General features: G+C 66.0%; 17 protein-coding genes. 9 read left to right on the plus strand and 8 right to left on the minus strand.

The window, feature by feature from the left end; all coding sequences use genetic code 11:
* Positions 1–129 precede the first annotated feature (129 nt).
* From NA2_RS03720 to NA2_RS03730, 3 genes are all read left to right on the plus strand, one after another.
* Entirely contained in the window at positions 130–834 is a 705-nt protein-coding gene (locus NA2_RS03720; protein ID WP_008594328.1) for a hypothetical protein, read from the plus strand.
* Positions 835–977: 143 nt separating this feature from the next.
* The gene (locus tag NA2_RS03725; RefSeq protein ID WP_008594330.1) at positions 978–2,855 is read left to right on the plus strand and encodes an ABC-F family ATP-binding cassette domain-containing protein; all 1,878 of its coding nucleotides are present in this window, start codon (positions 978–980) and stop codon (positions 2,853–2,855) included.
* Positions 2,852–3,568 (plus strand): HAD family hydrolase, encoded by a 717-nt coding sequence (locus NA2_RS03730; RefSeq protein WP_008594331.1) that lies wholly within the window; start codon positions 2,852–2,854, stop codon positions 3,566–3,568. Before NA2_RS03725 ends, NA2_RS03730 begins: the two co-directional genes overlap by 4 nt.
* 20 nt (positions 3,569–3,588) lie before the next feature.
* Here the strand turns inward: NA2_RS03730 and NA2_RS03735 are convergent, their stop codons facing one another.
* Positions 3,589–4,035: a DNA polymerase III subunit chi gene (locus NA2_RS03735; protein ID WP_008594333.1), complete on the minus strand. Its 447-nt coding sequence runs from the start codon at positions 4,033–4,035 to the stop codon at positions 3,589–3,591.
* A 6-nt stretch (positions 4,036–4,041) separates the two neighbouring features.
* Positions 4,042–5,535 (minus strand): leucyl aminopeptidase, encoded by a 1,494-nt coding sequence (locus NA2_RS03740; RefSeq protein ID WP_008594336.1) that lies wholly within the window; start codon positions 5,533–5,535, stop codon positions 4,042–4,044.
* A gap of 329 nt (positions 5,536–5,864) precedes the next feature.
* Between NA2_RS03740 and lptF the strand changes: the two genes are divergently transcribed.
* From lptF to rsmA, 6 genes are all read left to right on the plus strand, one after another.
* Entirely contained in the window at positions 5,865–7,070 is a 1,206-nt protein-coding gene (gene lptF, locus NA2_RS03745) for an LPS export ABC transporter permease LptF (RefSeq protein ID WP_008594339.1), read from the plus strand.
* Complete coding sequence (lptG, locus tag NA2_RS03750; protein ID WP_008594341.1) at positions 7,067–8,152, plus strand: LPS export ABC transporter permease LptG; 1,086 nt, start codon at positions 7,067–7,069, stop codon at positions 8,150–8,152. Before lptF ends, lptG begins: the two co-directional genes overlap by 4 nt.
* 50 nt (positions 8,153–8,202) lie before the next feature.
* A complete protein-coding gene (locus NA2_RS03755; protein ID WP_008594344.1) occupies positions 8,203–10,521 on the plus strand; it encodes an LPS-assembly protein LptD in 2,319 nt (772 codons plus the stop codon).
* A 127-nt stretch (positions 10,522–10,648) separates the two neighbouring features.
* The gene (locus NA2_RS03760; RefSeq protein WP_040676650.1) at positions 10,649–11,578 is read left to right on the plus strand and encodes a SurA N-terminal domain-containing protein; all 930 of its coding nucleotides are present in this window, start codon (positions 10,649–10,651) and stop codon (positions 11,576–11,578) included.
* 25 nt (positions 11,579–11,603) lie between these two features.
* Positions 11,604–12,614: a 4-hydroxythreonine-4-phosphate dehydrogenase PdxA gene (gene pdxA / locus NA2_RS03765; RefSeq protein ID WP_008594347.1), complete on the plus strand. Its 1,011-nt coding sequence runs from the start codon at positions 11,604–11,606 to the stop codon at positions 12,612–12,614.
* A complete protein-coding gene (gene rsmA, locus NA2_RS03770; protein WP_008594349.1) occupies positions 12,611–13,438 on the plus strand; it encodes a 16S rRNA (adenine(1518)-N(6)/adenine(1519)-N(6))-dimethyltransferase RsmA in 828 nt (275 codons plus the stop codon). The genes pdxA and rsmA overlap by 4 nt, the downstream gene beginning before the upstream one ends.
* A 35-nt stretch (positions 13,439–13,473) precedes the next feature.
* On the opposite strand, the gene gmk is transcribed toward rsmA, so the two are convergent.
* From gmk to NA2_RS03800, 6 genes are all read right to left on the minus strand, one after another.
* Positions 13,474–14,139, minus strand: coding sequence for a guanylate kinase (gene gmk / locus NA2_RS03775; RefSeq protein ID WP_008594351.1), 666 nt, complete (start codon positions 14,137–14,139; stop codon positions 13,474–13,476).
* Between the two features lie 3 nt (positions 14,140–14,142).
* Positions 14,143–15,033 carry a YicC/YloC family endoribonuclease gene (locus NA2_RS03780; protein WP_008594353.1) on the minus strand — a complete coding sequence of 297 codons (891 nt, stop codon included), beginning with the start codon at positions 15,031–15,033 and terminating at the stop codon, positions 14,143–14,145.
* 29 nt (positions 15,034–15,062) lie between these two features.
* A complete protein-coding gene (gene mltG, locus NA2_RS03785) occupies positions 15,063–16,235 on the minus strand; it encodes an endolytic transglycosylase MltG (protein ID WP_008594355.1) in 1,173 nt (390 codons plus the stop codon).
* A 277-nt stretch (positions 16,236–16,512) separates the two neighbouring features.
* A complete protein-coding gene (fabF, locus tag NA2_RS03790; protein ID WP_008594357.1) occupies positions 16,513–17,772 on the minus strand; it encodes a beta-ketoacyl-ACP synthase II in 1,260 nt (419 codons plus the stop codon).
* A gap of 51 nt (positions 17,773–17,823) precedes the next feature.
* Positions 17,824–18,060, minus strand: coding sequence for an acyl carrier protein (locus tag NA2_RS03795; RefSeq protein ID WP_008594361.1), 237 nt, complete (start codon positions 18,058–18,060; stop codon positions 17,824–17,826).
* A gap of 236 nt (positions 18,061–18,296) precedes the next feature.
* A complete protein-coding gene (locus tag NA2_RS03800; protein ID WP_008594363.1) occupies positions 18,297–18,863 on the minus strand; it encodes a GNAT family N-acetyltransferase in 567 nt (188 codons plus the stop codon).
* Between the last annotated feature and the right edge of the window lie 9 nt (positions 18,864–18,872).

Below are 18,872 nucleotides of genomic sequence, written 5' to 3' on the forward strand. Positions count from 1 at the left end.
AATTTAAGCAAATCCTATTTTTGTTGTTTCAGTTTCTAAACCTAAACTCCAGAACACTGCTTTAATATTTGAAAACAATACTATTCTTGTCATGGCAATGATCTTTTCAACAATCTCAGGAGCAGAGCCATGACCGGATACAGAAATCGCCTCCTTGCAGGACTGGCAGGCAGCATCCTTGCACTATCGCTCGCGGCGCCTGCGGCGGCGATCGACCTCGGCGGCATCAGCGTCGGCGACAATGGCGGCGGCGGCCTCAGCGTCGATCTCGGCGCCGCGAGCGTGTCTGTCGGCACCAGCAACGGGGTCAGCGCCAATGTCGGCGCGGATCTGGGCGGAGCCACGGCGAATGTCGGCGCTTCGGCTCTGAGCAGCAACAGCATCGCCGATGTCAATGCTGATGCGACCGTCGGCGGCAGCAACGGCATCACCGCAAGCAGCAGCACCACGGTCGGCAGCGGCGGCAACCTTGTCGATTCCAACACCACGGCGTCGGTCGGCGGCAACCGCGGGCTGACCGCGGGCGTTGGCGCCACGGTCGGCTCCGGCGGTATCAACACCAACATCAATCTGGGGCTCGGACGCCCCAACGCGACGACACCTCCCGGCACGACGCCTCCCGGAACGACCCCTCCCGGCTCCAACCCCGGCGGCATCATCGGCGATATCATCGGCGGTGGCAGGAACAATGCCGCAAGGGCCGTCAGCGGATTGAGCAACCGGCAGCTCGCCGTCTATCGCAAGCGCTGCGTCAGCATCCTGCGCGATCCGAACGCCTGGGACTACGACCTCGTACAGATGTGCAGGGCGCTCCGCCAGGCCGCAGCACGCTGATCCTGCCTGCCCTACGGCCCGCTCCGGCGAGCGGGCCGTTTTCTGTCAGCTTTTGGCAACACAGGCGCGCCTGTATGCCCGTCATGCATATTGTGAGCGCCTGTCCCCTTGCAACGGCGCCGGCACTCGGCCAAAAGGCCGGCATGTTGACCATTTCGGACCTTTCCCTGCGTGTCGCCGGCCGCCTGCTGATCGACCACGCCTCCCTCACCTTCCCCGCCGGCACCAAGGCGGGTCTTGTCGGCCGCAACGGCACCGGCAAGACGACGCTGTTCCGCGCCATCACCGGCGACCTCGTGTCGGAGACCGGCACCATCAGCCTGCCCAAGGACACGCGCATCGGCCAGGTGGCGCAGGAAGCCCCCGGCACCGAGGAGCCGCTGATCGACATCGTGCTCAAGGCCGACACCGAGCGGCAGGCGCTGCTGACCGAGGCGGAACACGCCACCGACGCGCACCGCATCGCCGAGATCCAGACGCGGCTCACCGACATCGACGCCCATTCGGCCGAGGCGCGCGCCGCCGCGATCCTGTCGGGCCTCGGCTTCGACGCGGAAGCGCAGAAGCGCCCCGCCTCGTCCTTCTCGGGCGGCTGGCGCATGCGCGTGGCGCTCGCCGCCGTGCTGTTCACCCAGCCCGACCTCCTGCTGCTCGACGAGCCGACCAACTATCTCGACCTCGAGGGCACGCTGTGGCTGGAGGGTTATCTCAGCCGATATCCGCATACGGTTCTTCTCATCAGCCACGACCGCGATTTGCTCAACCGCGCGGTCAACTCGATCGTCCATCTGGAACAGAAGAAGCTGACCTTCTGGCGCGGCGGCTACGACCAGTTCGCCCGGCAATATGCCGAGAAGGCCGAGTTGCAGGAAAAGATGCGCGGCAAGCAGGAAGCCCAGCGCAAGCACATGCAGTCCTTCGTCGACCGCTTCCGCTCGAAAGCGTCGAAAGCCCGGCAGGCGCAGTCGCGTCTGAAGGCGCTGGAGCGCATGACGCCGATCGCCAGCGTCGTCAACGAAACCGTGCAACCGTTCCGCTTCCCCAACCCGCAGAAGGCCGTCGCCTCGCCGATCATCGCGCTCGATGGCGGCGCGGTCGGCTACACGCCCGGCAAACCCGTGCTGAAGAGCCTGACGCTGCGGATCGACAATGACGACCGTATCGCCCTGCTCGGCTCCAACGGCAACGGCAAATCGACCTTCGCCAAGCTGATCGCCGGCCGCCTGACGGCGGAGAAGGGCAGGATGACGGTCGCGCCGGGCCTCAAGGTCTCCATCTTCGCCCAGCACCAGCTCGACGACCTGCGGCCGGATGAGGATGCCTACCAGCATCTGCGCCGCCTCATGCCCGACGCGCCGGAGGCCAAGGTCCGCGCCCGCGTGGCACAGTTCGGCCTGACGACGGAGAAGATGTCGACGCCCGCGCGCGACCTGTCGGGCGGCGAGAAGGCGCGTCTCCTGATGGGGCTCGCCACCTTCGAGGCGCCGCATCTCCTGATCCTCGACGAGCCGACCAACCATCTCGACATCGACAGCCGCGAAGCGCTGGTCGAGGCGCTGAACATTTTCGAGGGCGCCGTGATCCTGATCAGCCACGACCGGCATCTGATCGAGGCGACGGTCGACCGGCTGTGGATCGTCGGTGGCGGTTCAGTCACCTCCTTCGATGGCGATCTCGACGATTACCGCAACCAGATGACCGGCGGCGCCAGCCGCAACAAGGAGAAGCGCGAGGCCGACAAGGCCAACAAGGCGGAACGCCGCAAGGAGGCCGCGCGCAAGCGCGCCGCGCTCGAGCCGCTCGCCAAGGAGATCAAGGCGACGGAAGGGCTGATCGAGCGGACCCGCAAGCGCATCGAGGCCATCGAGGCGCGGTTGGCGGACACCGCGCTCTACGAGCGGGAGCCTGCCCAGGCATCGACGCTGGCCAAGGAACGCTCGGATCTTTCCGGCATCCTGGCGCGACACGAGGACCGGTGGCTCGCCCTGTCGAGCGAGTATGAGGAGGGCATGGCGGGATGACGGCCGGCGCGCTGACCCTCGGGTTCGACGCCGACGACACGCTCTGGCAGAACGAGCATTTCTTCCGGCTGACCGAAGCGCGCTTCACAGAACTTCTGGCCGATTACGCCGAAAGCGAGCATCTGGCCGAACGCCTGCTCGCATTGGAGAAACGCAACCTCGACAGATACGGGTTCGGCATCAAGGGGTTCACCCTGTCGATGATCGAGACCGCCATCGAGGTCACCGAGGGCCGCGTTCCAGCCAGCGTGATCAAGGAGATCGTCGATGCGGGCCGCGACATGCTCGTCCATCCGGTCGAGATGCTGTCGCATGTCGAGGAGACGCTGGAACGGCTCGCCGGGCGTCACCGGCTGGTGATGATCACCAAGGGCGACCTGTTCGACCAGGAACGCAAGCTGGCGGCCTCCGGCCTCGGCGGTTTCTTCGACGCGGTGGAGATCGTCAGCGACAAGTCGCGCGCCACCTATGAGCGGATTTTCGGCCAGCATGGCGACGGGGCGGAGCACGCGGTGATGATCGGCAATTCGCTGAAATCCGACGTCATCCCGGCCATTGAGGCGGGAGCCTGGGGCGTGTTCGTGCCGCACGAGCTGACCTGGGCGCATGAACGTGCGGAAACGCCGACCGCCGCGCCGCGCTTCCGCGAGATCGTCCATCTGGGCCAATTGGAGGGGGTTCTGGCGGAAGTCGTCCGGGAGCTTCGGCGATAGAGCCAAGCGCTAATGCTCAGCTAAGCCTTTTTCTGCCAGCGCCGGTCCGGCCCCTGCTGCCAGTAGGTCACCGCGTGGCCAGCCGCCTTCATGGTCTTCCAATGGCCGCGCGCCGCTTCGAGCTGGGCGGCGTCGTGTCCGTCGAACAGGAACACCGCCCGCTCATAGCCGTCCAGGCCGTCCGGCACGGCATTGTCCACCAGGAAGCGGATTTCGGCGCCGTTCGCATTCGACGACGCGTCGGTGAGGAGAACCGGCTGCAATGCCGCATGCGGCTCGCGGTCGGTGCCGTGGGCGAGGAAGGAATCCTCGCGCCACGTCCACAGCCAGGCATCGAGCGCCTCGCAGCGCTCGCGGCTGCCGGTCTGAACCGCCACCTTCCATCCCCTCTCCAGGCTTTTCTCGACGAGCGGCGGCAGCGCCTCCTCGAGCGTCGATTCCGTGAGGTGATAGAAGAGCACGTCCATCCCGAACTAGTTCTCGTAGTGATCGGCGACCAGCCGGTCGAGCAGGCGGACGCCGAAGCCCGAGCCCCAGGAACGGTTGATCTCGCTGGCGGGAGCCCCCATCGCCGTGCCGGCGACGTCCAGATGCGCCCAGGGGGTTTCCTTGACGAAGCGCTTGAGGAACTGCGCGGCGGTGATCGACCCCGCCATGCGGCCCGCCGAGTTCTTCATGTCGGCATTCTTCGAATCGATCAGCTTGTCGTATTCGGTGCCGAGCGGCATGCGCCAGAGCTTTTCGTCGGTCGACAGGCCGGCGGCCGTCAGCCGCTCCGCCAGCGCGTCGTCGTTGGAGAACAGACCGGCATGGTGATGGCCGAGTGCCACCATGATGGCGCCGGTGAGCGTCGCCAGATTGACCATGAACTGCGGCTTGAAGCGGTCGTTGCAGTACCAGAGAAGATCGGCCAGGACCAGGCGCCCCTCGGCGTCGGTGTTGATGACCTCGATCGTCTGGCCGGACATGGAGGTAACGATGTCGCCCGGCCGCTGCGCGTTGCCGTCGGGCATGTTCTCGACCAGGCCGATCATGCCGATGGCATTGACCTTGGCCTTGCGGGCGGCCAGCGCATGCATGACGCCGACCACCGCGGCCGCGCCGCCCATGTCGCCCTTCATGTCCTCCATGCCGCCGGCCGGCTTGATCGAGATGCCGCCGGTGTCGAAGACGACGCCCTTGCCGACGAAGGAGACGGGCTTCTCCTTGGCCTTGCCGCCGCTCCACTCGATGATCGCGAGGCGCGGCGGGCGCACGGAGCCCTGTGCCACGCCGAGCAGCGCGCCCATGCCGAGCTTCTTCATCTCCTTCTCGGTCAGGACCTCGACCTTTGCGCCCAGCTTCTCGAGTTCCTTGGCCTTCGCCGCGAACTCGACAGGCCCCAGCACATTGGCCGGCTCGTTGACCAAATCGCGCGCCAGGAGCACGCCGCCGGCAATGGCCTCGGCGCGGGCGAACGCCTTCTTCGCCGCGGCCGGATCGGCGCATTGCACCGTGATCTTGACCTTGTCGGCCGGCTTCTCCTCGCCGTTCTCGCGGCTCGTCGTCTTGTATTTGTCGAACGCATAGGCCCGCAGCAGCATGCCGAGGGCCAGACTGGCCACCTCTTCCGGCGTCGGGTCGCCGTCGTCCAGATCCGCCACCACCGTCACCTCGCCCGCCGATTTCGCGGCGGCGAGCACGGCGCCGCCGATCTTCAGCCAGCTGGCTTCCTCGCGCGTCCCGGCCTTGCCGGCACCCACCGCCGCCAGCCGGTCGAACGCGGTCCCCGCCGGCGCCAGGACCTCGACGCCCTTGGCCAGCTTGCCGCCGAAACGCGTCACCTCGAAGGCGCGCGGCAGGATGCCGTCGGGATCGCAACCCTTCGCGTGAGCACCGAGGCCACCGCCTTCGGATGCCAGCACAATGACGCTCCCCTTCTTGGGCATGGCGAACTTCGCAAAGGCGACGGTCGGTCGGTCGGTCATGATATTTCCCAGATTTCCGTGATTGGTCGGGTGGAAGAAGGCGCCGATCTTGGAGGTTTTATGCAAATTGGCAAGGCCCGCGAATTGGCACCGGCCGTTTTTTCGCCGCCGGCGCGGGCGGCCCGAATCCGGTTAAGGAAGCATAAGCGTCCCGTTAACCGCGTTTGTTTCGCCTTTTCTAACCAATCGCACCCAGAGTCGCCTGCGGGACAGGAACCGGTGGGTCGCACTCCAGAACCGGCAGATGCAGATTGTGCCAGCCCCGGCTGGCGGATAGGTTTGCGCGCGCCGCTTCGGGCCCATCAACAGCGATCGGACTTTCGATTTCCATGCGGGTGATCGAACTCTACATCATGCGTCGTACCTTCGCGCTGTTCGCAGCCGCGTTGATATGGGTGCTCGCGCTGGTGTGGACGACGCAGGTCCTCAACCGCATCGACCTGGTGACCGACGGCGGCCAGTCGGCCGGCACGTTCTTCATGGTGGCCGCCCTCGTCCTGCCGCCCGTCATTCCCATCGTGATACCCTTCGCCCTCGGCATCGCCGTCGCGCAGACGCTGGCGACAATGAACTCCGATTCCGAGCTGGTGGTGATCGGCGCCGCCGGCAGCCCGCGCTCGGCCGTCATCCGGCCGATCCTGTTGATCGCCATCGCCGCGAGCATCGCCTCCTTCGCCATCAACAATTCGCTGGAACCCTATTCCCGCCAGAAGTTCCGGACGGTCCTGTCCAACGCGAACGCCAACCTGATCACGACAGTGCTCCAGGAAGGTTCCTTCCAGAAGGTGGGCGACGGGCTGTTCGTCCAGATATCCGAGCGCCTGCCGAACGGGCAGCTCGGCGGCATCTTCGTCGCCGATTCCCGCGAGGAGAACACCAAGCTGATCTATCACGCCCGCAGCGGCACGACCGTCGAGCGCGAGGGCGGCAGCATTCTGGTGATGCAGGACGGCATGGTGCAGCGGCAGTCGGCCAATGGCGACGTCTCGACGATCCGTTTCGATTCCTACGCGTTCGATCTTTCGGAATTCACCAGCAGCGGCGGCGGGAAGCCGACGCTTTACCCGAAGGACCGGTCTCTGGCGTTCCTGCTCAATCCAGATCCGGACGACGCGATCTACAAGAAATGGCCCCAGACATTCCGCGCCGAGCTGCACATGCGCTTCTCGGAATGGCTCTATCCGCTGGTCTTCGCCCTGATCGGCCTGGCGGTTGCCGGCGATGCGCGCTCGTTCCGCGAGGCCCGGCTCCATCCGATCGTGACGACGATGACGATCGCGCTCCTGCTGCGCTGGGTGGGCTTCTATTCAGGCAGCGAAGCGGAAAAGTCCGGCTTCTTCTCGGTCGTTCTCTACGCCGCGCCGATCCTGATGATTGGCCTATGCGTTGTGTTTATCGCTACAAACAGGGTGATGGAACTGCCGACACACTGGGTGGAGCGACTGGGTGCCCGCACACAGAAGCTGACGGAGATGATCACGCGCCTGCGCATCAGACTGGCGAAGCTGCGCCAGCCTGCGGGAGGACGCGGATGATCGGCTTAACGCTCGGCAGCTATTTCTTCCGCCGCTATGTGTCGATCGCGGCATGGAATTTCGTCGGCATCGGACTGCTGATCTTCATCGTCACGTTCACGGAAGTCTCGGGCCGGGCGGCCGGCCTGCCGAACTACACGCCCGCCTGGGCGCTGTCTCTGGCCGCGCTGCAGACCCCGATCGTCCTTCTGCAGGCCGTCCCGTTCATCGGCCTGATCGCCGCGATGGCGACGCTGATCAGCCTCAACCGCAAGTACGAGCTCGTCGTGGCGCGGGCGGCCGGCGTCTCCGCCTGGCAGTTCCTGACGCCGATCGCGCTCGGCTCCTTTGCGTTCGGCCTGCTTGCCGTCGCCCTGCTCAACCCCCTCGCCGCGAACGGCTTTTCGCGCGCGCAGGTTCTCGAGGCGGAGGTGCGCGGCGCCAAATCCAGCGCCAATTCCGAAGCGGAGCAGTGGATCAAGCAGCGCGCCGACGGCGAGGAAACCGTGATCGGAGCGAGCGCCGTGCTCAACGGCGGCCAGGTCCTGGTGCGGCCGACCTTCTTCCAAATCGACGACGAGGGACGAATCGTCGAGCGCCTCGACGCCGAGCGCGCTTTCCTGCGTGATGGCTACTGGGAACTGACGGGCGTGGCACGACGCCGCGGCACCGCGGCTCCGGAGCGCGTCGAGACGTTGCAGGTGCCCACCAATCTGCGTCCCGAATTCGTTGGCGAACAGCTCATGCGGCCCGAAGCGACGTCGATCTACGACCTGCCGGGAAAGATTGAAGTCGCGCAATCCTTCGGGCTTCAAGCGAACGCTTTTGCCACGCATTTTCATTCACTTGTGGTGCTTCCCCTGCTGCTCGTCGCGATGACACTGATCGCCGCAACCGTGTCGATGCGATTTGCGCGAATGGGACAGTCCGCGACGGTGATTCTGGGTGGCATCCTGGCCGGGTTTCTGCTTTATGTGGTTTCGGTTCTGGTCAAGGCGTTCGGCAGCGCTGGGGTTGTCCCTCCAGTGGTGGCTGCCTGGACGCCTGTGGTCGTGGCCATGTTCTATGGTGTCACTTTCCTGTTGTATAAGGAGGATGGTTAGTGGGAGTAGCCGCAAACAGAGCCGGCTTGACCGCTCGCCTGGCGCGTCTGATGGGCGCGACGGCGGTGGCGACTTTGTGTGCCTATGCGTTGCTTCCCGCGGCCTCCCAGGCGCAGACGGCCGGGCTTGATGCATCCGATCTTCCGCAGGGCGCGCAGATGCTCCTGACGGCCGACAATCTGATCTACGACAACGACAACAACACGATCACCGCCGCCGGCGGCGTGCAGATCGAGTATAACGGGCATACGCTGGTCGCCGACCAGGTCACCTATGACCGCGCCACCTCGCGCGTCATGGCGAGCGGCCGCGTCCAGATCGTCCAGAAGGACGGCAACCGCATCTTCGCCGACGAGATCGACATCACCGACAATTTCAGCGACGGCTTCGTCAATGCGCTGCGCGTCGAGACCGTCGACAAGACCTATTTCGCCGCCGAGAGCGCCGAGCGTTCGGGCGGCCGCCTGACGACCTTCAACAACGGCGTCTACACCGCCTGCGAACCCTGCCGCGAGAAGCCGGAAAAGCCGCCGATCTGGCGCATCAAGGCGCAGAAGATCATCTGGAACGGCGAGGCCAAGACCGTCCGCTTCGAAAGCGCCCGTTTCGAGTTCTTCGGCATGCCGATCGCCTACCTCCCCTTCCTCGAGGTGGCCGACCCGACGGTCAAGCGTAAATCCGGCTTCCTGCTGCCCAGCATCACCTACAAGAAGGAGCTGGGAGCCGGGGTGAAGGTCCCCTATTACCTCGCTCTCTCGCCGACATATGACTTGACTGTCTCGGGCACCTACTACACCAAGCAGGGCTTCCTCGCGGAAGCCGAGTGGCGGCAGCGCTTCGACAACGGCCAGTACAGCGTCACGGTCGCCGGCATCCGCCAGCAGGAGCCGGAGGCCTGGAAGGCCAACACGGTCAACGGCTCGGAAAAGACCCGCGGCATGATCGGAACCAAGGGCCAGTTCCAGATCAACCCGCGCTGGACCTTCGGCTGGGACGTTCTGGCGCAGACCGACAAGAATTTCTCGCGGACCTACAAGATCGGCGGGTTCGCCGACACGGTGCAGAAGTCCGAGCTTTACCTGACTGGCCTCGACGACCGCAATTTCTTCGATCTGCGGGCGATGCACTTCAACATCCAGGAAGACGCGCCGACGGGGCGCGACGAACAGCAGCCCTGGGTCCTGCCGAGCTTCGATTATTCCTTCACGCCGGATGAGCCGGTGGCGGGCGGCGAACTCAATTTCGACGTCAACATGCAGGGCCTGCGCCGCGAGACGCTCAGCCTGCGGACGCCGGGCGGCTTTTCCAAGCTCGACGGCGCCGAAGGCAGTTCCGGCCGCCTGACGGCCGAAGCCGAATGGAAGCGCTCCTTCGTGACCGATGGCGGCCTGGTCGTGACGCCGCTGCTGCAGGCGCGCGGCGATGCCGTCTACACCGATTACGACGCCACCACGATCAACGGCATCACCAATTTCACCACCGATAGCGGCGCCGTCGGCAATGAGATCCGCTCGTCCTACTATCGCTACATGGCGACGGCCGGGCTCGAAGCGCGCTGGCCGATCCTGTTCTCGACCTCCAGCGCATCGCATGTGCTGGAACCGATGGCGCAGGTCTTCATCCGACCCGACGCGCCCTACCAGGGCAAGCTCGGCGTTCCCAACGAGGACGCCCAGTCGCTGGTGTTCGACGCCACGACCCTGTTCGAGCGCGACAAGTTCTCCGGTTTCGACCGGATCGAAGGCGGCACCCGTGCCAATGTCGGCATCCGCTACTCCGGCAGCTTCGCCAATGGCTGGACCGCGCACGGCCTGTTCGGCCAGTCCTACCACCTGGCCGGCGCCAACCCCTATGCGCAGCCTGATCTCGTCAATGTTGGCGCCTATTCGGGCCTTGAGACCGATGTGTCCGATTTCGTCGGCATGGTCGGCTTCGCCACGCCGGGTGGGTTAGCGCTCTCCGCGGCCGCCCGGTTCGACGAGAAGACCTTCGAGATCCGCCGCACGGACATCAAGTCGGCGGCCAGCATCGGCAATGTCACCGCTTCGCTGCAATACGCCTTCATCCAGGCGCAGCCCCTCTACGGCTTCCTCGACGACCGCCAGGAGGTTACCGGCGTCGCCAAGGTGCGCTTCGACGAGAACTGGAGTGGTTTCGGCTCCGGCACATACGATCTCGAAAGCCGGACGCTGGTCAGCAACAGCTACGGTGTCTCCTACGGTGACGACTGCTTCATCTACTCGATGACCTACACGCGCTCGAAGAATCGCGACACGCAGGAAACCAGCCAGTCGTTCGGCTTCAGAATCGCCCTGCGGACGATCGGCGATTTCGGCACGAGCAGCGGTGAGCTGGACAGCAGCTTCTGATCAAGGGTTGCGCCAGTCATCGTTTTGCCCCATGGACGACCGATAATCGAGGCTTAGGGACTGTCGATTGATCGCGTTTGTGTTATCTCAGACGTGATCGACAGGTGCGAAGGTGAGATTTTTGACGATGTTGAGCAATAGCAAGCGCTGGATGCGCGCGAGTGTTTTCGTGTTGGCTTTGGCAGGCGGAGCCGCGGTGGCCGGTCAGGCCGGAGCGACCGAGATCCGCTATGTCGTGAACAATGCGCCGATCACCAGCTACGACATTGACCGGCGCGTCGCCTTTCTGCGCCTGCAGCGCGAGGGCGGCAATCTGCGCGACAAGGCGAGCGAGCAGATGATCGACCAGACCCTGCGCACCCAGGAAATGCGCCGTCTGAACGTCAACATCCCCAATGAGATGGTCGAGCAGGCCTATCAGCGCTTCGCCAGCGGCAACCGGATGACCGCGAGCCAGCTCAATCAGGTACTGGCGCAGGCCGGCGTGACGGCGGACCACTTCAAGGAATTCATCCGCTCGCAGATCGGCTGGAGCCGGGTCCTGCAGGCGCGCAACAGCTCCCAGACCCTGCTCAGCGAGCAGGACGTGGTGGCGAAGATGCTGCAGCAGGGCGGCCAGAAGCCAAGCGCGACCGAATACATGCTTCAGCAGGTGATCTTCGTCGTGCCGGCCAGCCAGCGCGGCCAGTTGCTCGGCAAGCGCAAGCGCGAGGCACAGGCCATGCGCGACCGCTTCCGCAGCTGCGACACGACCCGCGACTTCGCAAAGGGCCTTGTCGATGTGACGGTGCGTGATCTCGGCCGCAAGCTCGAGCCCGAGCTGCCGCCGGACTGGAAGGACCTGATCACGGCCACCTCTACCGGCGGCGCGACCAAGGTGCGCGAGACCGAACGCGGCGTCGAGTTCATCGGCATCTGCAGCACGCGCGAAGTGTCCGACGACCGCGTGGCGCAGATGGTGCTCCAGAACGACGCCACGGGCGACGAGGCTTCCGAGAAGGCCAGCGCGGAATATCTCGCCGAGCTGCGCGAGAAGGCACGCATCAACAGGCGCTGAGGCGCTCCCTCGAGAAGGCTGTGCCGTGCTTCCCCTGGCGCTGAGCATCGGAGACCCGTCCGGCATCGGCCCGGAGATCGTCCTCCAGGCATGGATCCGGCGCGAAGCGCTTTCCCTGCCACCCTTCTATGTTCTGGGCGACCCTGCCCTTCTGGCGGCGCGCGCGCGGCATCTGGGGCTGGATGCGCAGCTTGCCGAAGTCGCGCCGCAGGACACCGAAGCCTTCTTCGCCGAACGCCTCCCTGTCGCCACGCTCGAAAACAGCCTGACCGACACGCCCGGTCAGCCTTCCGCCGCCAATGCCGCCGGCATCGTCGAGGCGATCACCCGCGCCGTCGAAGACACGCTGGCCGGCCGCGCCTCGGCAATCGTCACCGCGCCGATCGCCAAGAAACCGCTCTATGATGCAGGCTTCCGCTTTCCGGGCCATACGGAGTTTCTCGGACATCTGGCCGAGGAGGCGACGGGCACGGCCGCGACCCCCGTGATGATGCTCGCCGGCCCCGAGCTGCGCACCGTACCGGTGACGGTCCATCAGGCGCTTTCGAGAGTGCCCACCACCCTCACAAGCGCGCTGATCGAGGAGACCGCGCGCATCGCCGCCCGCGACCTGCGCGAGCGCTTCGCGATCGCCGCGCCGCGCCTCGCGATCGCCGGCCTCAACCCGCATGCGGGCGAAGGCGGCGCCATGGGCAGCGAGGACGCCGAGATCATCGCACCGGCCGTTGCGGCCCTGCGCGCGGCGGGGATCGACGCGTTCGGGCCGCTGCCCGCCGATACGATGTTTCACGCCCGCGCCCGCGAGGCCTACGACGTGGCTCTGTGCATGTATCACGACCAGGCGCTGATACCGGTGAAGACGCTCGCCTTCGACGAGACGGTGAATGTCACGCTCGGCCTGCCCTTCATCCGCACCTCGCCCGATCACGGCACGGCGTTCGACATTGCCGGCAAGGGGGTAGCGCGGCCCGACAGCATGATCGCCGCCATCCTGCTGGCGCGCCGGCTGGCCGACAACAGCGCGGACCCCGCATGAGCATCGACGGGCTGCCGCCGCTGCGCGACGTTATCGCCAGGCACGGGCTCGCGGCGAAGAAGTCGCTCGGCCAGAATTTTTTGCTCGACCTCAACCTGACCGCCAAGGTTGCCCGCGCGGCGGGCGACCTGTCGGGCGCGACGGTGATCGAGGTGGGGCCGGGTCCCGGCGGGCTGACGCGCGCTCTTCTGATGGGCGGCGCGGCCCGCGTCGTCGCCGTCGAGCGCGACGAGCGCTGCCTGGCGGCGCTCGCAGAGATCGCCGACCACTATCCCGGCCGGCTGGAGGTGATCAGCGGCGACGCGCTGGAAACGGATTTCGCCGCGCTCGCCGCCGGCTATTCGAATGTGCGGATCGCCGCCAACCTTCCCTACAACATCGGCACAGAGCTGCTGGTGCGCTGGCTGACGCCTGCCGCCTGGCCACCCTTCTACGCATCGATGACGCTGATGTTCCAGCGCGAGGTGGCGGAGCGGATCGTCGCCGCACCCGGCGACAAGGCCTATGGGCGCCTCGGCGTGCTCGCCGGCTGGCGCAGCGATGCCCGCATCGCCTTCGACGTGCCGCCGCAGGCCTTCACCCCGCCCCCCAAGGTGACGTCCTCGGTGGTGCAGCTGACGCCGCGTGCCGAACCGCTTGCGGTGGACGCCACCGTGCTGGCGCGCGTCACCGAAGCCGCTTTCGGCCAGCGCCGCAAGATGCTGCGCCAGAGCCTGAAGCCGCTCGGCGGCGAGGCGCTGCTGGCCCGTGCCGGTATCGAGGGCACGCGGCGCGCGGAGACGCTTTCGGTGGCCGAGTTCGCGGCGCTGGCGCGCGCTCTGTAGACCCGTTCAACGTTTCACAGAAACGCCGAACGAGCCTATGAAGGCTCTTCGCCGAGCAGGCCGTTGATGAAATCGTAGAGACCCGGCCGCCGGTCGCGGCGCAGGCGCTCGGCCTCGATGATCGAGCGGACCGAGGAAAATGCCCGGTCGAGCTGGTCGTTGATCACCACATAGTCGTAGTCGAGCCATTGCTCGATCTCGAAGCGGGCGTTCTTCAGGCGGGTCTGGATGATCTCGGACGAATCCTCGGCGCGCCGGGTCAGCCGTCCGAGCAATTCCTTCATGGTCGGCGGCAGGATGAAGATCGACACCACGTCGCCGCGCATCTTCTCGCGGAGTTGCGCGGCACCCTGCCAGTCGATGTCGAACAGCATGTCGCGGCCTTCCGACAGAGCCTTCTCGACGGGGGCGCGCGGCGTCCCGTAGAAATTGCCGTGGACCTCGGCCCATTCCAGCAGGTCGTCATTGTCGCGCATGATCTCGAAGTCGCGCTGCGACTTGAAGTGATAGTGCACGCCCTCGATCTCGCTGCCGCGACGCGCCCGGGTGGTAACGCTGACCGACAGCTCGAAGCCCGGCACCTGCGCCAGAAGCGTGCGCGCGATGGTCGACTTGCCGGCGCCGGAGGGCGACGACAGGACCAGCATCAGGCCGCGCCGCGCGATCGTGTCGGAGATGGAGGAGGAAGGGTCTGACGCCATGATCTACTCCAGATTCTGCACCTGCTCGCGAAACTGGTCGACAACCGCCTTCAGCTCGAGGCCGATGGCGGTGACGGAGGCAGCATTCGACTTCGAGCACAGCGTGTTGGCTTCCCGGTTGAATTCCTGTCCGAGGAAATCGAGCTTGCGGCCGACCGCGCCGCCCGCAGCCAGCATCGCCCGCGCCGCGGCCACATGGGTCGCGAGCCGGTCGAGTTCCTCGCGGATATCCGCCTTCGCGGCGAGCAGCGCCGCTTCCATGTGCAGGCGGGTCTCGTCGAAGCCGGTCGTCGCCTCCAGCAGACGCGCCACCTGCTCCTGAAGGCGGGCGCGGATGGTTTCCGGCGCACGCGAGGCATCGTCCTCGGCGCGTTTCGTCAGCGCCTCGATGCGGTCCACCTGATCTGCAAGCAACGCCGCCAGGGCCGCTCCCTCGCCGCGCCGCGCTTCCGCAAGCCCGTCGAGCGCCTGCGCGAAGGCCGCAAGGATCGCCGCGTCGAGCGCCTCGCGCAGCGTGTCGTCGGCGATGGGGTCGGGATAGTCGAGCACGCCGCGCAGCGCGAGAAGCCCGTCGGCGGTGGCCGGCGCCGTGCCGAACTGCTCCTGCAGGCGGGAAGCGAGGGCCGCGACTTCCTTGAGGAACGCCTCATCGACCACCGGACGGCGATAGGCGCCGCCCTGGCTCAGCGTCAGCGACGCCTGAAAATTGCCGCGCGCAAAGCGCTTTTGCAGGAGCTGCCTTGCCGGCTGCTCGATCCTTTCGAAACCGGGCGGCAGGCGAAAGCGCGCTTCCACGCTGCGTCCGTTGACGGACTTGACCTCCCAGGCGATGGCGCCCGCGTCGTGGTCCTGCGCCGCGCGCGCAAAACCGGTCATGCTGTGAAGCTCGCCCATCGCTGTTTCCTGCCTGAGACCGGCCACGGTCAATTCGCGCCGGATTCCTGCTGTGCGCCCTCGGCTTCCTCGGCGCGCCGCTGTCTTTCGACGGCGCGCCAGCGCGCCACGTTCTCATTGTGCTCTTTCAGCGTCTTGGCGAAGACGTGCCCGCCCGTGCCGTCGGCGACGAAATAGAGTTCGTCGGTCTGCGAGGGGTTGGCCACGGCTTCCAGCGCAGCGCGCCCGGGATTGGCGATGGGCGTCGGCGGCAGGCCGTCGATCTGATAGGTGTTGTAGGGCGTCTTCTTGTCGATGTCCGAGCGGTAGATCGGGCGGTCCGCCGGCTTGCCCTGCCCGCCGAACAGACCATAGATGATGGTCGGATCGGACTGGAGGCGCATGCCGCGCCGCAGCCGGTTGAGGAACACCGCAGCGACGCGCGATCGCTCGTCGGCCCGTCCGGTCTCCTTCTCGACGATGGAAGCAAGCGTGACGAACTCGGCCTTGTCCTTGACCGGCAGGTCGGCGTCGCGCCGTTCCCAGATGCTGTCGACCAGTTCCTGCTGGTCCTCGGCGAGCTTGGCCACCACCTGGGCGCGGTCCATGCCGCGCGTGAAGCGCAGCGTGTCGGCGGCGAGGCTTCCCTCGGCCGGCAGTTCCGCCGGCAGATCGCCGGAAAGCTCCGGCGTGTCGCGGATGCGGTCGAACACCTGCGCGACCGTCTGCCCTTCGGGAATGGTCAGCGAGTAAAGCAGCGACTTGCCGCTCTTCAGAAGCTCCATGATTTCGTGCATGGACGCGCCGGCCTTGATCTCATACTCGCCGGCCTTCATCTGGCTGTCGGCGCCATAGGCGCGCAGGCCGACGACGAAGATGCGCGAATCGCTGATCAGGCCCTGGCGCTCCAGCAGGCTGGCGATTTCGCGCACGCCCGTGTTCGGCTTGATCAGCACGGTCTCGGCCGAACGCGCCGGACCCGGCTGGTGGAACTCGCGATTGCCGAAATAGAAGGCGATGCCGGCGAGCACCACCAGAAACACGATCGACGAGAACACGAAGTTCAGGAATACGACGAACTGGTTGCGCGCCCGGCGCGAACGCCGCGGAGGCGGTGTCCCCGCTTCCGGCCGCAGGGTCTGGTGCGCGGGCTTGAAGACGCGACCGCGCTGATCGCCGCCTTGACGTCCGAAGGATTCTTGTTCGCCGGAAGTGCCCGTCATCGTGCCTGGATCGCTCCCTCAGCGGCCGTATCCGCCGCCATTTCCATTCTTGAGGATCAACTCCGTACAACACCGGTCACGAACACTCTCGCATTCATGATCGGGTCTGCGGTCTGTCACCTCGATTCGTCATCCGGGAGACTGAATTGCGAAAATGGCAAAACTGCAAGCCCGTTTTGGCCCCGCCGCCGGGGCCTTTCATCGAAACGCGGCGCCATCGATCCCGCTTTGCCGCGTTCACGCCGGCGCCGGGCGCTTTCACCCGGCGGAATGCGCGTCAGGCGGCGTAGCGGCGGAAGACCAGCGACGCGTTGGTGCCGCCGAAACCGAAGGAGTTGGACAGCGCCACGTCGATCTGCCGCTGGCGCGGCTTGTTCGGCACCAGGTCGATCGGCGTCTCGACTTGCGGATTGTCCAGATTGATGGTCGGCGGCGCGACATTGTCGCGGATGGCGAGAATGGAGAAGATTGCCTCCGCAGCGCCGGCGGCGCCCAGAAGATGGCCGATGGAGGACTTGGTGGACGACATGGAGACCTTGTCCGCCGCATCGCCCAGCAGGCGCTCGACGGCGCCAAGCTCGATCGTGTCCGCCATGGTCGAGGTGCCATGCGCATTGATGTAATCGATGTCGGCCGGCGTCAGGCCGGCGCGCTTCAGCGCGGCCATCATGCAGCGATAGGCGCCGTCGCCATCCTCGGCCGGAGCCGTGATGTGATAGGCGTCGCCCGTCAGGCCGTAGCCGACCACTTCTGCGTAGATCTTGGCGCCGCGCGCCTTGGCATGCTCCAGCTCCTCCAGGACGACCACTCCGGCGCCCTCGCCCATGACGAAACCGTCGCGGTCACGGTCATAGGGGCGGGACGCCTTTTCGGGCGTGTCGTTGAAGCCCGTGGAGAGCGCCTTGCAGGCGGAGAAGCCGGCAATCGACAGGCGCGTGATCGGCGCTTCCGCACCGCCGGCCAGCATCACGTCGGCATCGCCGAGCATGATCAGGCGCGCCGCGTCGCCGATGGCATGCGCCCCGGTCGAGCAGGCCGTCACCACGGCATGGTTCGGCCCCTTCAGCCCGTGGCGAATCGAGACCTGTCCGGAGACGAGGTTGATGATGTTGCCGGGAATGAAGAAGGGGCTGATGCGGCGCGGGCCGCGTTCCTGGAGAACCAGGGCGTTCTCGGCAATGCCTTCGATGCCGCCGATGCCCGAGCCGATCAGCACGCCGGTGGCGTATTTCTCGTCCTCGGTCTCAGGCTTCCAGCCGGAATCCTCCAGCGCCTGATCGGCCGCGGCGATGCCGTAAGTGATGAACTCGCCGATCTTGCGCTGCTCGCGCGGTTCGAGAAAGGCGTCGGCGCTGAATGCCCCTTCGCCTTCCCCGCGCGGGATCGTGTTGGCGATCTTGCACGGCAGGTCGTCGACCTCGAAACGGTCGATGCGGCTCGCCGCGCTCTTGCCAGAAAGCAGGCTCTTCCACCCGTGCTCGACCCCGAGGCCGAAGGGTGAAAGAAGGCCCATGCCGGTGACGACGACGCGTCTCATATGCTGATTATCCGCCTTGGCAATTGCCTGGAAGGAAAACGCCGGATGGCGTCAGGCGGTCGCCTTGTCGATGTACTTCACCGCGTCGCCGACGGTGAGGATCGTCTCGGCCGCATCGTCGGGAATCTCGACGCCGAACTCTTCCTCGAAGGCCATGACCAGCTCGACCGTGTCGAGGCTGTCCGCGCCGAGATCGTCGATGAAGCTTGCCGCCTCGACGACCTTCTCGCCCTCGACGCCCAAATGCTCGACAACGATTTTCTTTACGCGCTCTGCAGTATCGCTCATGTGAGAACCCTCGACTTTCTGAATTTCCGATCTTCGTTAGCCGCAGGATTGCCGCTAATCAAGCTGAAATAACGACTGCCGCAGCGGCAATGCCGCTGCCCAGCCTCTCCTTTTCTTCCGCGACGAGCACGACCGCAAGCGGCGCGCTCTCCTCACGGCAGAACCTGTCGGGCGGGCGCATATCACGATTTCACCGCGCGCGCCAAGCGTTAATCGGCCCTCACCCGCCCGTCGGATCAGGCCTCGCCGGCAACCTTCCTGGCCTGCCACTGCGCGCGCCCGACGCGCCAGATGGCCGGTTTCGCAGCGGACGCGGGACCTTGCGTTTCATGCATTCCGGGCTGTTCCTCGAGCTCTGCGCCCAGAAAAGCCGCCAGCCGCGCCGCGGGACGGTTGTGGGTGGTGGTCTCGCCGAAAATGGTGTCGAGATCCAACGTCGTGAAGCCGAACGCCGCAAGAGCCTCGGCGATCTCCAGCGCGCAGCCGTGCCGCCCCCACAGGTCCGCCGACAGCTCGATGCCCAGCTCGCCGCTTCCCTGTGGACAATCGGCGGTGCGGATACCGCAGCAGCCGACCAGAAGGCCGGTTTGCCGCTCCACCACCGCCAGCTGATGGTTGCGGCGCGGCCGCTCGCCGGCCCAGCGGCGAAACAGCTCGACCAGCGCAACGGGATCGCCCGCCTCCTGACCGGCGGCCTCGCGCGCCGCCACGAAGCGGGGATCGGCGTGATAGGCGGCGAAGGCCGGTGCATCGCCGGCCTCGAAGTCGCGCAGCAGGAAGCGCCGGGTCTCGATCGTCGTCATCGCGTCGCC

Source organism: Nitratireductor pacificus pht-3B, from assembly GCF_000300335.1.
GTDB classification, from domain to species: Bacteria; Pseudomonadota; Alphaproteobacteria; order Rhizobiales; family Rhizobiaceae; genus Nitratireductor; species Nitratireductor pacificus.

Excerpts from the sequence above, each read along its gene's own strand:
- NA2_RS03720 (WP_008594328.1), top strand. The coding sequence starts at position 130 with ATGACCGGATACAGAAATCGCCTCCTTGCAGGACTGGCAGGCAGCATC.
- NA2_RS03725 (WP_008594330.1), top strand. The coding sequence starts at position 978 with ATGTTGACCATTTCGGACCTTTCCCTGCGTGTCGCCGGCCGCCTGCTG.
- NA2_RS03730 (WP_008594331.1), top strand. The coding sequence starts at position 2,852 with ATGACGGCCGGCGCGCTGACCCTCGGGTTCGACGCCGACGACACGCTC.
- NA2_RS03735 (WP_008594333.1), bottom strand. The coding sequence starts at position 4,035 with ATGGACGTGCTCTTCTATCACCTCACGGAATCGACGCTCGAGGAGGCG.
- NA2_RS03740 (WP_008594336.1), bottom strand. The coding sequence starts at position 5,535 with ATGACCGACCGACCGACCGTCGCCTTTGCGAAGTTCGCCATGCCCAAG.
- lptF (WP_008594339.1), top strand. The coding sequence starts at position 5,865 with ATGCGGGTGATCGAACTCTACATCATGCGTCGTACCTTCGCGCTGTTC.
- lptG (WP_008594341.1), top strand. The coding sequence starts at position 7,067 with ATGATCGGCTTAACGCTCGGCAGCTATTTCTTCCGCCGCTATGTGTCG.
- NA2_RS03755 (WP_008594344.1), top strand. The coding sequence starts at position 8,203 with ATGGGCGCGACGGCGGTGGCGACTTTGTGTGCCTATGCGTTGCTTCCC.
- NA2_RS03760 (WP_040676650.1), top strand. The coding sequence starts at position 10,649 with ATGTTGAGCAATAGCAAGCGCTGGATGCGCGCGAGTGTTTTCGTGTTG.
- rsmA (WP_008594349.1), top strand. The coding sequence starts at position 12,611 with ATGAGCATCGACGGGCTGCCGCCGCTGCGCGACGTTATCGCCAGGCAC.
- gmk (WP_008594351.1), bottom strand. The coding sequence starts at position 14,139 with ATGGCGTCAGACCCTTCCTCCTCCATCTCCGACACGATCGCGCGGCGC.
- NA2_RS03780 (WP_008594353.1), bottom strand. The coding sequence starts at position 15,033 with ATGGGCGAGCTTCACAGCATGACCGGTTTTGCGCGCGCGGCGCAGGAC.
- mltG (WP_008594355.1), bottom strand. The coding sequence starts at position 16,235 with ATGACGGGCACTTCCGGCGAACAAGAATCCTTCGGACGTCAAGGCGGC.
- fabF (WP_008594357.1), bottom strand. The coding sequence starts at position 17,772 with ATGAGACGCGTCGTCGTCACCGGCATGGGCCTTCTTTCACCCTTCGGC.
- NA2_RS03795 (WP_008594361.1), bottom strand. The coding sequence starts at position 18,060 with ATGAGCGATACTGCAGAGCGCGTAAAGAAAATCGTTGTCGAGCATTTG.
- NA2_RS03800 (WP_008594363.1), bottom strand. The coding sequence starts at position 18,863 with ATGACGACGATCGAGACCCGGCGCTTCCTGCTGCGCGACTTCGAGGCC.